The 12,834-nt window shown below is 68.8% G+C and carries 14 protein-coding genes; 8 read left to right on the top strand and 6 right to left on the bottom strand.

Features of this window, described 5'->3' with window-relative positions; translation table 11 throughout:
- Positions 1 to 34: 34 nt before the first annotated feature.
- Positions 35 to 715: a CPBP family intramembrane glutamic endopeptidase gene (locus tag ACYQZ5_RS05300; RefSeq protein ID WP_379818057.1), complete on the bottom strand. Its 681-nt coding sequence runs from the start codon at positions 713 to 715 to the stop codon at positions 35 to 37.
- A 309-nt stretch (positions 716 to 1,024) separates the two neighbouring features.
- On the opposite strand from ACYQZ5_RS05300, the gene ACYQZ5_RS05305 reads away from it, so the two are divergent.
- Positions 1,025 to 3,913, top strand: a complete 2,889-nt coding sequence (locus ACYQZ5_RS05305) for a PKD domain-containing protein (RefSeq protein WP_379818058.1) — start codon at positions 1,025 to 1,027, stop codon at positions 3,911 to 3,913.
- 434 nt (positions 3,914 to 4,347) lie between these two features.
- Here ACYQZ5_RS05305 and ACYQZ5_RS05310 read toward each other — a convergent pair whose 3' ends face one another.
- Entirely contained in the window at positions 4,348 to 4,935 is a 588-nt protein-coding gene (locus ACYQZ5_RS05310; RefSeq protein WP_379732632.1) for an NAD(P)/FAD-dependent oxidoreductase, read from the bottom strand.
- Between the two features lie 126 nt (positions 4,936 to 5,061).
- Between ACYQZ5_RS05310 and ACYQZ5_RS05315 the strand changes: the two genes are divergently transcribed.
- The 5 genes from ACYQZ5_RS05315 to ACYQZ5_RS05335 all read left to right on the top strand — a co-directional run bounded on the left by ACYQZ5_RS05315 (position 5,062) and on the right by ACYQZ5_RS05335 (position 8,654).
- Positions 5,062 to 5,976 (top strand): sodium:calcium antiporter, encoded by a 915-nt coding sequence (locus tag ACYQZ5_RS05315; protein WP_459845398.1) that lies wholly within the window; start codon positions 5,062 to 5,064, stop codon positions 5,974 to 5,976.
- 88 nt (positions 5,977 to 6,064) lie between these two features.
- The gene (locus ACYQZ5_RS05320) at positions 6,065 to 6,406 is read left to right on the top strand and encodes a hypothetical protein (RefSeq protein WP_379732832.1); all 342 of its coding nucleotides are present in this window, start codon (positions 6,065 to 6,067) and stop codon (positions 6,404 to 6,406) included.
- Between the two features lie 51 nt (positions 6,407 to 6,457).
- Entirely contained in the window at positions 6,458 to 7,399 is a 942-nt protein-coding gene (locus tag ACYQZ5_RS05325; protein ID WP_459845400.1) for an ABC transporter ATP-binding protein, read from the top strand.
- Complete coding sequence (locus tag ACYQZ5_RS05330; RefSeq protein WP_379730819.1) at positions 7,396 to 8,187, top strand: ABC transporter permease; 792 nt, start codon at positions 7,396 to 7,398, stop codon at positions 8,185 to 8,187. The genes ACYQZ5_RS05325 and ACYQZ5_RS05330 overlap by 4 nt, the downstream gene beginning before the upstream one ends.
- 89 nt (positions 8,188 to 8,276) lie before the next feature.
- Positions 8,277 to 8,654: a VOC family protein gene (locus ACYQZ5_RS05335; RefSeq protein WP_379730820.1), complete on the top strand. Its 378-nt coding sequence runs from the start codon at positions 8,277 to 8,279 to the stop codon at positions 8,652 to 8,654.
- A gap of 66 nt (positions 8,655 to 8,720) precedes the next feature.
- Here the strand turns inward: ACYQZ5_RS05335 and ACYQZ5_RS05340 are convergent, their stop codons facing one another.
- The 3 genes from ACYQZ5_RS05340 to ACYQZ5_RS05350 form a co-directional block, all read right to left on the bottom strand.
- Positions 8,721 to 9,425: a DnaJ domain-containing protein gene (locus ACYQZ5_RS05340; protein WP_379730821.1), complete on the bottom strand. Its 705-nt coding sequence runs from the start codon at positions 9,423 to 9,425 to the stop codon at positions 8,721 to 8,723.
- The gene (locus ACYQZ5_RS05345) at positions 9,422 to 10,561 is read right to left on the bottom strand and encodes an HNH endonuclease (protein ID WP_379730822.1); all 1,140 of its coding nucleotides are present in this window, start codon (positions 10,559 to 10,561) and stop codon (positions 9,422 to 9,424) included. Before ACYQZ5_RS05345 ends, ACYQZ5_RS05340 begins: the two co-directional genes overlap by 4 nt.
- Positions 10,562 to 10,678: 117 nt before the next feature.
- Positions 10,679 to 11,434, bottom strand: a complete 756-nt coding sequence (locus tag ACYQZ5_RS05350; protein ID WP_379730823.1) for a YqjF family protein — start codon at positions 11,432 to 11,434, stop codon at positions 10,679 to 10,681.
- Between the two features lie 148 nt (positions 11,435 to 11,582).
- Between ACYQZ5_RS05350 and hpt the strand changes: the two genes are divergently transcribed.
- Positions 11,583 to 12,146: a hypoxanthine/guanine phosphoribosyltransferase gene (gene hpt, locus ACYQZ5_RS05355; RefSeq protein ID WP_379730824.1), complete on the top strand. Its 564-nt coding sequence runs from the start codon at positions 11,583 to 11,585 to the stop codon at positions 12,144 to 12,146.
- A gap of 43 nt (positions 12,147 to 12,189) precedes the next feature.
- Positions 12,190 to 12,633, top strand: coding sequence for a hypothetical protein (locus tag ACYQZ5_RS05360; RefSeq protein WP_459845405.1), 444 nt, complete (start codon positions 12,190 to 12,192; stop codon positions 12,631 to 12,633).
- Between the two features lies 1 nt (position 12,634).
- Here the strand turns inward: ACYQZ5_RS05360 and ACYQZ5_RS05365 are convergent, their stop codons facing one another.
- Entirely contained in the window at positions 12,635 to 12,829 is a 195-nt protein-coding gene (locus tag ACYQZ5_RS05365; protein WP_379730826.1) for a DUF8145 family protein, read from the bottom strand.
- Positions 12,830 to 12,834: the final 5 nt, after the last annotated feature.

Here is a 12,834-nt window from a genome sequence, read left to right on the forward strand (position 1 = left end):
CCTTTGCCGTGGCTGTGTGTAGCCCCACGACCTTCTACTGCGAGAGGAAACTCAGCGCGTTCACCGTCGCGTGGACGAGCACGACGACGTAGACGCTCCCCGAGAGCACGTACAACACCGTCACCGCCAGCGCGGGCACGCTCGTGAACACGGTCGCCTGCAGCGAGAAGCGGTCGGTCGCGTAGTGGACGGCAGTGAAGACGAGCCACGAGACGAGGCCCGCGAGGACGACCGATCCCGACAGCCCGGCGAGTCGCTCGATCGGGTAGGCCTGATAGAGGACGGACTCGGTGACGCCGGCGGTGACCGCGGTGAACAGGAACGCCGCGGCCGGTCGCTCGCCCTGCTCTTCGGAGAACGCCTCGGAGGTGTCCCACTCGAACTGTCGGAAGAGGTTGTACGCGACCGTCGAGAGCGCGATCGTGCCGACGAGGCCGCCGACCCACCAGACGAGCAGGCCGGCGACGCCGCCGACGCCGCCGGCGATCGGTATCGACGGCGGCAGCGTCGCCCCGAGCGAGGCAAGCGGTTCGTTCTCCACGACGAGTACGTACGCCAGCAGCGCGCCCGTCACGAGCCACTTCAGCAGGTGCTCCCGGACCGTCTCGTCGTCCGGAAGCACCGCGGGGGCGGCGAACCGTCCGCCGAGGCGGCGGGCCGCGGGGTAGCCGGCGAAGGCGAGGGCGAGGCCGCCGGCGGTAGTGAGGAGGCTCATCGCTCAGACTGCGTGGCGTTCGGCGGGCGGGTCACTGTGGGCGCGTGACAGACGCCCGACGAATAAGCGTTGCCGTCCGCGCTACTCGGTCTCCAGTTCGGTGCCGCACTCGGGACACGTCCCGTCGACGATCGTGACTTGCAGGTCGCACTCGGGGCAGAACTCCCGGTAGCAGGCGTCGTCGCCCATGCTCTCGAGTACTCCCCGGGAACACATGAATCATGCCCTCTACGTGCGGAAAACGGCTCAATTCGGCTCGAAAACGGCGAACACGCTTATCAGCGTGAAGTTCGTTACTGCAAACAATTCGTGCGACACGCTGGACTCGGAGCTACGCTGTTCGTGTTCGTGCTGCTCGTCGCGGCGGTCGCGGGGCCGCTCGCCGCCGTCGGGAGCACCGCGTCGTCCGGCCCGACGGACGTCCACGCGGTCGTCGTGGGGAGCAACGGACAGCTCGTCGCCGTCGAGCAGGACGGGACGACACACGAGACCGGCGTCGATGCGACGATCACCGGTCGGACCATCGATCTGGACGGCGACACTGTCCTCGAGACTCCGTTCGTCGATTCGGGGGGGACGCTCAAGCTCGCGGAGCCCGACGGGACCACGACGACGCTCGCCGAGAACGCGCCGACCTCGGCGTCCGCGATCGCGGTCGGCGACCTCGACGACGACGGCACGGCGGCGGTGTTCTACCCGAACACCAGCGATTCGGGCCACATCTACAAGGTGGAGACCGGGGCCGACCCGGGAAGCCCGACACGCGTGACGCAAACGACGTCGAGCGGCGACGCGGGCATCGATGCGAACGCCGTCGCGGGCGTCGGTGATCTGGACGGCGACGGCCAGCCGGAGCTCGGCTTCACGGGGGGTTCGAGCACCGTCAAGTACCTCGACGGCGACACCGTGGAGACCACGGGCTACTCCAGCATCGGATCGAACAGCGGCGGGTACGGGCTCGGCGGCGTCTCCGACGTCGACGGCGACGGTGTCGCGCGGATCACGCTCGTCACCGGATCGAACAACATCGCCCTGATCGACGACCAAGGGAACATCGAGAAGATCAAGGAGGTGTCGGCAGCGCAGGCGCCCATCACCGCGGCCAACTGGACCGGCGGGTCGTCGCTGGAGCTCCTCTACCTCGACACGAACAACAAGCTCGCGTACACCACGCTCGACGGCCAGCACGAGCAGATTCAGGGCGCGAACGGCGGCACCATCGAGGGGGCACAGTCCGCCGGCGTCGCGATGAGTCCCGGGCTGGCCGCGCCGGAGATCACCGACTACAACGTCACGAACCCCGCCGGCCGCGAGATCAACGTCTCGATCACGGCGGACAAGCGGCTGGAGACCATCAGCGTCAACGTCTCCGGCCCCGACCCGACCACGCTCACACGGGCCGACTTCGGGGAGTCCGGAAGCGGGCCGTACACCTACGTCGCGACGTACACCGCCGACATCGACGGCGAGTACACGGCGACCCTCGAGGCAGCCGTCGGTCCCGACGGGAACGACGGCGCGCAGGATCAGCAGCGCAGCGTCGTGATCGAGACCGCGGGCCCGACCGTCGAGAACGCGACGATCGAGGACCTGACCGACGACGACGGCGCAGTCGGCGGGAACCACACGGTCGCAGTCAGCGCCGACGTCCCGGACACCGACCCGTCGAACGTCACCGTCGTCGCCGACGCGAGCCCGTTCGGCGCGGGCGAGGTCACGCTGGCGCACACGAGCGGCTGGACGTACGCGGCGAACTTCACCGTCGACGCCAGCGCCGTTCCCGAGGACGGGAGCCAGTCGATCGAGGTCACCGCGACGAACCAGTACGGCAACGACGGGGCGGCAGCCACGGGATCGCTGGTCGTCGACACCACGCCGCCGGCCGCCGACGCGGGGCCGGACGTGAACCCCACCACCGGGACCAGCGTCACCTTCGACGGCGACGGCTCGACCGACCTGACCGGCATCGAGCAGTACAGTTGGGAGTTCGGCGACGGGACGACCGCCACGGGCAGGTCGGTGACACACGTGTACGACGAGCCGGGAACGTACACGGTCACGCTCACGGTCACCGACGGCGTCGGTAACATCGCGACCGACACGCTGACGGCCACCGTCGAGGAGGCCGATTCGGGTTCGACGAGCACGTCGACTTCGGATCCGACCCCGACGCCGACCTCGACTTCCGAGCCGGCCCCGACCGCTACACAGACACCGGCACCGACCGAAACTGACGACGCCTCCGACGGCGGGGACACCGAGGTGATCGTCGTCGACGAGGGGACCACGGTCGTGACGCGTGTCGACGGCAGCACCGTCGATGTCAACGTCTCGCACGCGACGGCGGGGAGTTCGGTCGCGCTGTCGATCCCGGCTGGCGAAGTCAGCGAACGGTGGGGCGTCACGGTCGAACGGATGACCGTCCTCCCCACCCGCGACGGCGCGTTCGAGGTGACCGTCGACGGGAACGCGAGCGCGCCGACCGGGGTGACGCCGGTGAACCGGACGCGGGCCACCGAGCCGCTCGCCTACTGGGCAGTCAACCACACCATCGACGACGAGAACGTCGCGGGTGCGACGTTCGAGTTCAGCGTCCGTCCGGGACTCCTGAACGGCTCCCACCCCGACGCGCTCACCCTCTATCGCTACGACGACGGGAACTGGACGGCACACGACCCGCAGGTGGTCGACCACGACGGCGACCGCTACCACTACCGCGTCCACAGCCCGACGCTCTCGACGTTCGCCGTCGGCGTCCGGCAGACCAACTTCTCCGTCGAGCGCGCCACACTGCGAGAGAACGAGATCCAACTCGGCGACACCGCGATGGCGACGGTGACCGTCGAGAACACCGGTAGCTCCGACGTGACTCGAACGATCGCGTTCCGCCTCGGGAACGAGACGATCGAGAACCGGACCGTCACCGTCCCCGCGGGCGAGCGCCGCACGCTCAGCTTCGCCGTCGAACCGACCCGGACGGGCGAGTTCGACGCGGTGGTCGCCGGCACCGTCGCCGGCACCCTCTCCGTGACCGGCCCGACGCCGACGGCGACCGCGACGCCGGCGTCGCCCACCCAGAGCGGGCCCGCCTCCCCGCTGCTACTGCTGCTGGCGCTCCTCGCCGTGGTCGGGGCAGCGTACTACTACCTCACCCAGCGTGCCGGCTACGCGTCGATCGGCGACCGGCTGGGCCGGTGAGCCGAAGAACTGTGTCGGCCGCTTCCACTCCCCTCCACTCTGGCCGACGGATCAGCCGGCCCGGGCGCCGGAACGTTCAACAGCCGAGCGTGCCGAGTGGGGACGATGACTGACTGGCCGAAAGACGTCGGCGGCCACGCCGTGACCGAACAGTGGGAGTGTGCGGACTGTGGGGCCGACTTCGACTGCCTCTCGCAGTTCCGACGGACGGACTGCTCGTAACCGTCGCCGATAGAGGCTGCCCCGTCCCTCGACTGGCTCGGGGTCGGGAGCGCACCAAATCGCCGTTCAGCGACTCCGTGGTGAGCATCGGGACAGGACGGGCTACTGCGAACTCGGTGCGGACTCGCTCGACACCTGCGGCGAAGAAGAGACGCGGTCGGTAACGCCGGCGGAGTGGTAGAACTGCTGGAGACGGCGTCTGCGACTGGTAGCTACGCCTCGTCGACCATCCCGCCGAACGTCGAGTCGGCGTCGGCGGGCACGTCGAAGTCGTGGTAGTGCTCGCCCTTCTCCTTGCTGAGGATGTTGAGCGCGGCGGCCGCGCCGTCGCCCGCGGCGATTACCGCCTGCCACTCCTCGGCGCGGACCATCGCGCCCGTCGCGTAGGCGTCCTCCACGCTGGTCTCCATCGTCACATCGGCGTCGACGACGCCCTCGTCGGTGAGCGCACAGCCCAGTTCCTCCGCGAGGTCGCGGTTCGCGCCGGTCGCGAGCACCACGTACGGCGCCTCGTGCTCGCCCTCCTCGGTCGTCACGGCGAACCCGTCGTCGGTCGCCGCCACGTCGGTCACCTCGACGCCCTGCTTCCGGTCGACGCCGAAGCTGTCGACCTGTGTGCGCAGCGTGTCGAGAAAGGCCGTCCCGTCCTGCGACCCAACGCCGGGGTAGTTGAACAGGTGGGCCTTGTGCATCCACGTCTCGTCGGTGTCGAACACCGTGGTTTCGAGGCCGTTCTTCTCGGTGAACAGTGCAGCGCTCAGGCCGGCGGGACCACCGCCGACGACGATTACGTCGGTCACATTCGAAACTGTGTCTCTCGACCCCTAACTCTTTCCACGGTGGCAGGTGGGGGGTGTGAGCGTTCCCCGGACACCCCGCTCGCGGACCGCTAACCCCTTCCCCCGTGAGGGCGACGCCCGAACTGCGTGCAGGACACGCTCGCGCTCGTGGTCGGGATCGGCATGCTCGTCTTCGGAAGCGACCGAACCGTACAGGGGGCGTCGACGATCGCCCGTGAACGGGGCGTCTCGACGTTCTTCGTCGGCGTCACGCTGGTCGCGATCGGGAGCTCGTTGCCCGAGATCGCGACCGCGGTCTACGGCGCCGCCTACGGGCAGGGCTCGCTGGTCGTCGGCCACGTCGTCGGCTCCGCCACCTCCCAGATCACGCTCGGCGTCGGCGTCGTGGCGCTGCTGGCGCCGCTGTCGGCGACGCGGAACGAGGTAGCCACCTACGGCGCCGGGATGGTGGTCGCGATGGGGGTGATGCTGCTGGCGGTCTCCTCGGGGAGGGTCACTCGCCTGCAGGGCGTGCTGATGGCGCTGGGGTATCTGGGGTTCGTCGCCGTACGCTACGCGTACACCGACCACGGCAGCGTCGCGTCGCGGCTCTCGGAGTCGGACGCGATCGACCGCCCGCTGCTCTGGGCGGCCGTCGGGATCGTGCTGGTGGTCGCCGGCGGCCACCTGCTCGTGACGGGCGCTCGCGGCGTCGCCGTCTCGGTCGGCGTGCCGACGTACCTGCTCGGGCTGATAACCGGCCTCGGGACGACGACGCCGGAGATCGTCGTGGCCGCGCTGGCGGTCCGGCGCGACCGGGGCGGGATCGCGGTCGGCACGCTGTTCGGCTCGAACATCACCGACCCGCTGTTCTCGCTGGGCGTCGGCGCAGCGGTCGCCCCGGTTGCCGTCGAGAGCCTCGACGCGACGCTGCTCTCGGTGGGGTACATGCTCGCCGTCTCGGCGGCGGTGGCGGGTGTGTTCTACCGCCGAGACGAGGTCGGCCGCTGGACCGGCGCGGCCTGCCTGCTGCTCTACCTCCCGGCGCCGTTTCTGGGCTGAGTGCTGACCCCGTCGCCGTCGCGGCCAGTATCTCTACTGATATCCCCCACAAAACATTTATAACCGAGAGCTACGTCGGCACGAGTGAATGACGGTAAGCGATGGGTACACGGGCGCAACCGGCGATCTGCTGCTCGTGGCCTCGGTCGTGCTGCTCGCGCCGACGTGGATCGGGGGGATCGAGTTCCTCGCCGCGATGGGACTCGGAGAGCTCCCGGCGGCGGTCGTCGGCGGCGTGTACGCGTGGGGACGTGGGGGACTCTCGGCGGCGATCCTGCTCCGGCGCTGGCGCACCGGCTCGCTGACGCTGACGCAGTCGTGGCTGGCCGAGTCGCTGGAGTCCGCCGCCACGCGGAGCGCCGTGGCCGACTACCCGACGCCGACGCCGGCCGGACTCACGCTGTCGACCGGCTCCCCCGACGCGGTCTGACGCGTCCGACGAGAACGAACGCTTTTCCTCCCGCCGTGGCCCATCCCGACCATGGACGCGGCAGTCGTCGCTGACGACGTGACCAAACGCTACGGCGACCTCGTCGCCGTCGACGGCGTCTCGCTCTCGGTGCCTGCCGGGACGGTGTTCGGACTCATCGGTCCCAACGGTGCGGGGAAGACCTCGCTCGTGCGCTGTCTCACCGGCACGACCGAGTACGAGGGCGAGGTGTCGCTGCTCGGTAGCTCGCCCGAGTCCGTCGATCGATCCCGGATCGGGCTGCTCCCGCAGTCGTTCTCGCCGCCCGAGCGCCTCACCGTCCGGGAGCTGCTGGGCTACTACGCCGAGCTCTACGACGAGGCCCGCGACGTGTCGTCGGTAATCGCCGAGGTCGGCCTCGAGGACTCGGCGGACACGTGGTACGAGGAGCTCTCCGGCGGCCAGCAGCGCCGGGCCTGCGTGGGGATCACGCTCGTCAACGACCCGGACGTGCTGTTCCTCGACGAGCCGACCACCGGGATCGACCCCGCGGGCCGCCGGGACCTGTGGACGCTGATCGAGAAGCTCGCGGCGGCGGGGACGACGGTCGTCCTCACCAGTCACTCGATGGACGAGGTCGAACGGCTCGCCGACCGGGTGGCGATGCTGGCCGACGGCGAAGTCGTGGCCGAGGGGTCGCCGGCCGCGCTGATCGCGGAACACGGCGGCGAGTCGCGGCTCGAGATCCGGACCGAGGCCGACGCCGACCTGCTCGCGGATCGCGGATTCCGCGTCGAGGCCTCCGCCGGCCGGCTCACCCTCCACGACGTGGACGCCGCGGATATCGACGACGCGGTCGACGCGCTCGCGGCCGCTGGGATCGCCTACGAGTCGTTCACCTGGACGGAACCGACGCTGGAGGACGTGTACCTCGAACTCACGGGCGAGTCGTTCCGTGAGAGCGGCGTCGCAGGCCCCACGAAGGCGCCCGCCGACGCGGAGGTGGAGCGATGAGCCGCCTCGGTCGGATCGGCAGCGAGTGCCGCGCGGGTGCAAAGGCGTTCCTGCGTCGACGGACGGCCGTCTTCTTCACGTTCTTCTTCCCGGTGATCATCGTGCTGATCTTCGGCGTGCTCGTGGGCACCCAGCCTACCGGCGGCGGACTGTTCGCGGAGCCGCCGGGCTACTACCTCCCCGGCTACCTCGCCGTCGTCGTGCTGTTCACGCCGCTGTCGCGGGTCGGCAGCGAGTTCGCGCGCCACCGCGAGGGGAGCCGCTTCGAGAAGCTGGCGACGACGCCGCTGCGCCGCTGGGAGTGGCTGCTCGCGCACACCCTCGTGAACGTGTTCGTGATCGGCGCCGCCTCGCTGCTGATCTTCGGGCTCGTGGTCGCGCTCGTCGACGCCGAGATCGCCGTCGGCCCGCACCTGCTGCTGCTGATCCCGTTCGTCGCGCTCGGCGTGGCGCTGTTCTGCGGGCTGGGGGCGATCCTCGGCCGGCTGGCGGACTCACAGGACGGCGTCATCGCCGCGAGCAACTCCGTGGCACTCCCGCTGCTGTTCCTCTCGGAGACGTTCGTCACCCCGGAGCTACTGCCGGCGTGGTTCCGGCCGATCACAAACCTCTCGCCGCTGACGTACTTCGCCCGCGGCGTGCGCTATCTGACCTACGAGCGCGTCTCGATCCCCGTCGTGGGCGCGACCGATCCGACGACGCTCGCCCTGGTGAATCTGGGCGTTCTCGCGGTGCTCGCGGCGGTGTTCTTCCTCCTCGGCGCGTACGCGGTGCCGCGCGGCGACTGACAGTTGTCGCTGGCACCGCACCCCCCGCGGGGACTGACTCCCTCGGCGACGCCGCCCGGATTTATGCCCCGCCGGCGAGCAGTCGGGGTATGGCCGACGCTGATCCTCCCGAGGGAACCGGCGGCATCGTCTTCTTCCGAACCGAGAACCGCGAAACGGTCGTCGACTGGTACCGTGAGGTCGTCGGCGCCGAGACGTGGCTCGAACAGCCGGGCTGTACGATCCTGTCTTTCGAGGGGTTCCGCTTTGGCTTCTGTGACGGTGAGGAGACGGAGTCAGAGGGGATCCTGACGTTCGTCTACGACACGACCGAGGCTGTCGACGAACTCCATCAGCGACTCGGGGAGGCGACGCGCGAGACGCCCCGCGAGAACGAACAGTATCGGATTTACCAGTTCTTTGCTGACGATCCCGACGGCCGGACTGTGGAGGTTCAGTCGTTCCTCCACGAGACACCGTCGGTGTAGCCGACGGGCTGTCGTCGGCAGTGCTGTCGCCGGTGCGGTCGAAGTTTCTCTGTCCGTCCCCGCTCCTCACTCGCTTCCACTCACCGACGACCACCCGCTCCGGAGCCACGCCGCGCAGTTGGTACCGAACTCGGAGATGCTCTCCCAGAGACGGCGCTCCGTGTCGAGCAGCCGTTCGGAGACGATCACGGCGAGCAGCGAGAGCGGGAGCACTGCGATCAGGAGGAGGTCCCCCGTCACACCGACGCTCGCGAGGTACTCCGTGGTGCCTCCCTCCGCGCCGAAGAAGAGGATGTAGGTCAGCACCGCCGGAACGCCGAAGGAGAGCCCGTACGCGGCGACGCGCTCCGAGGTCTCGGCGTCCGAGGTGTCGTGCGGCGGCGCTGTGTCCGCCGTCGGACCGGAGCCCGGTTCCCAGACGTGCTCTGCGGCCTCGTGTCCGCGCGTGTTGGCTCGCCAGTCGACGCCCCCTTCGTTTCCGGATCGATCCGACGACCGATCGCGCTGATACGCTTCCTCGGTTTCGGAGGACGACTCGTGGCCGCTCTCGCCGACGAACGCGTCGTGGCCTAACTCGTCGTATCGCTGGCGCGTTTCGGGGTCCGAGAGGGCTTCGTACGCCTCCTTCAGTCGAATGAACTGCTGTTGGGCGTCGGGATCGTCGCTCTGGTCGGGGTGTTTCTCCTTGACGGCGCGTTTCCACGCCGCCTCGATCTCTTCCTGTGTCGCCGTCTCGTCGATCCCGAGTCGGTCGTAGTAGTTCGTCGTCATTGGTTCGAGAATTTTCGTCCGTGTCTCGCCTCGTGACACCCGCGACAGAGCGTCCGGAGGTTCTTCGGGTGGTCCGCGCCGCCCCTGCTCCGGGGCATCGCGTGGTCGACGTGCAGTTCGGCCGAGCCACCGCGGGGACCACCGAGGGCGCCGCAGTTGCGGCACTCGTAGCCGTCGCGCTGTCGGACCGACCGGGCGATCGCGCCCCAGTTATCCGGCAGCGGCGGCGTTTGTGTCGTCCGATCGACTTTCGTCGGCGTCCTCCCGACGAACCAGGGGAGCAGCCCCGTCGGCGTCGCGATCGGTGACCGACGGACGTACAGCTGCGCCCGCTGAATCGGTGTGAGAAGCGTCACGTGCTTCAGGTGCCCGTACGCGGTCCGCAGCGTCAGCGCGATCAGCCTCCCGACGGACGTGTACTTGTTCACCCCGAGCCATCGGAAGTACTTGAGCGCGCGGTAGACCCAGAAGAACACCGACGCGATCGCGAGCGGGACCCACAGGAGGCCCGTGAGCGCGGCGCGGGCCGGCTTGCTGATCTTCGTCCGCAGCCCTGTCGGCGCGAGGTCGTCCTCGAGCACCCGGCTCGGCATGTCGCCCCCTTCGAGCGCCTGGATCGCGCCGTCGAAGATCTCCGAATCGCCGTGGGACATCTCGACCTCGTCGATGTTCTCGACCGCGATTCGCATCTCGAGGTACTCTTTGGCTTCCTCCCGCGGCGTGACCAGATCGGGCCGGTAGTACGCGATCTTCGACAGCGCCGACCCCGCGGCGACCCGTTCGTCGAACTGGTCGGCGTTGAGCGATTCGACCATCAGGTCCGTCCCGTCCCCGAAGTCCTGCGGAAACCACGTGGCCAGATTCGAGATGGTGAGGAGGATGTTCTGTCTCACGAGCGTGTGCTCGTCGTCGAGCCGTGCGAGTATCGCGTCGCTGATGCTGCGTAGCTGTTCGGGGTAGTCGATGCTGAGGGGAACGAGCACGCGCGTCGCGTCGACTCTCGTTTCCACGTCGTCGGCGACAAGCAGGGGCGGGAGATCGGGTAAGTGGGTCACCGCGCTCGCCGGATCGGTTTCGGCGAGCTGCGCCAACCGCTTCGCCTGTTCGCGCCCGTCCGTCGTCGAGCTGTCTGGCATCTCTTCGCAAACATCACGTGAAGCACCTTTTGTCTACCGGATGTCACAGATGCGGCCGATATATCGAGTATCGGCGTGTCTACCGAATGAACCTCGGAGTTACAGATATTTCGCTTATCAGTCAACTTTCCTGATCCGGTCGGCCCGCACCGGGACGCCCGGCGAGTAGTGCGCCAGCGGCTCGGTGTCGGGGCGCTCGAACCCGTTTGCCTCGAAGAAGTTCGTCGAGCGGAGGTCGAGGTCCGCCTCGTAGACGTCCCACGGCGGGTGGGAAACGTCGCCGTAGAAGAGGCTCGGATCGGTTCCGTCCCCGCGCTCGCCCACGTCTCCCTCGGCGAGGTAGAACCGGTAGTTCTCGACGAGGAACTGTTCGAGCGTCCCCTCCTCGGGGCGGAACCGTTCGCCCGCGGGACCGTAGGTAGCGTCGAGGTAGGCGTCCGGAACGCCGGTGTGGGCGCGGTGGCTGGTCAAATCGACCGTTCGCTCGTGGGGGCCGGTTTCGCCGGGGAACTCGCCCCTCCGGTCGATCTCCATGTGGGCGGTGTAGTAGGGGAGCTGGTAGAACTGTCGGGCGATCCCGACGCTCAGCCGGTCGGCGGCGTCGAGGTTGAAGAAGTAGATCCCCTCCCCGCCCTCGGGCCTCTCGACGTACGTCCGGAGGTTCGCCTCGCCGAAGGTGAGCCCGAGCGGTGCCGGGACCCCCCGTGGCCGGATGTCCTCCATCACGAACGCGATGATCCCCAGCCACGCGCTGCCGTCGTGGGTCCGGGCGGTGATCCCGGCCGGGAGCCGGTCGTCGACGACCCCGGCGTCGACGGGCCAGTGAGCGAACAGCGCGTCCCGCCAGCCCATCGAGAGGTAGTGACGCTCCATACTCGGCGTTCGGCGGCCACCCCCTTCCCGGTGTCGGCCGTCGGCGTGCGACCGGTACGCCGGCCTGTGGCGGCCCAGACCGTGCAACTCGCCCCCACCCCCCGTCGCAGACCGCCACGTTTTACCGGCCACCTGCGGAACGGGCGACATGGATCAACTCCGCCGGTCGCTTCTGGAAGCGCCGATCATCGAGAAAGGCGAGTACCAGTACTTCGTCCACCCGATCAGCGACGGCGTTCCGACGCTGAAGCCGGGGCTGCTCCGAGAGATCGTGATCAAGATCTGCCGGAAGGTCGAACTCGAGGACGTGGACAAGATCGTCACCCCCGCGGCGATGGGGATCCACATCTCCACCGCGCTCTCGCTGATGACCGACGTGCCGATCGTGGTGATCCGCAAGCGCGAGTACGGGCTGGACGGCGAGGTGTCGCTCTCCCAGCAGACCGGCTACTCGGAGTCGGAGATGTACATCAACGACGTACAGCCCGGCGACTCCGTGCTGGTGATCGACGACGTGCTCTCGACGGGCGGTACGCTCTCGGCGATCTGCGAGGCGCTCGACGGCATCGGCGCCGACGTGACCGACGTGGTGGCAGTGATCAAGAAGGCCGGCGAGAACGAACTCGACGGGCGGATCGACTACAAGACGCTCATCAACGTCCGCGTCGAGGACGGCGAGGTCGTGATCGTCGACGAGAATGGCGACGGGTAGAACGACAGTCACGCTTTAGGCGCTGCTCGCCCAGCACTCCGACGTGTCGAGAGCCCCCGACTGGGCGGATCGCTGGCTGACCGTCGAGCGGCCGGTGACCTACTGGTCGTTCTGGGCGGCGCTCCTGCGGCTCGTCCCGTTTCTGGGGATCCTCTTCGTGCTCGTGCTGCTCGCGACGAGCCTCTCCTTCGCGCTCCGTTCGTTCGCGCCGCTGCCGTTCGTGTTCGTGGCCGCGACGTTCGGCTACGCCGTGCGCGCGTTCGACGGCGTCGGCGCCCTGATCTCCGCGCTCTCTGCCGCCGTGTACGGTTTCCTCCTCGCGCTCGACGGGATCGGCGCGACGCTGCTGCGTCAGCCGACGCCGCTGCTCTCGGTGCTCGCGGTGCTGACGTTCCTCGCGCTGCTCGCGGGCTTCGGCTCGCCGACGCTGCACGGCCAGCGCGGCGACGACGAACTCGCGGCCGCCCGGCGCCGCCGGAACAACTGAGTCAGGCCTGTTCGTGGGTGTGGTGGTAGAAGTCGATCCGGGCCTCGCCGTCGACCGTCACGGGATCGAAGCAGACCCGCCCGTAGCGTTCGGTCTCCTGCAGCGACACCATCAGCCCCTCGGCGTGCCGGGAGACCGAGTCGTACGCCGCGGCACAGACCGGACAGTTCTCGGGAGCGTCGTCGGGAACCTCCACGGCCC

The organism is Halolamina salina, from assembly GCF_054653455.1.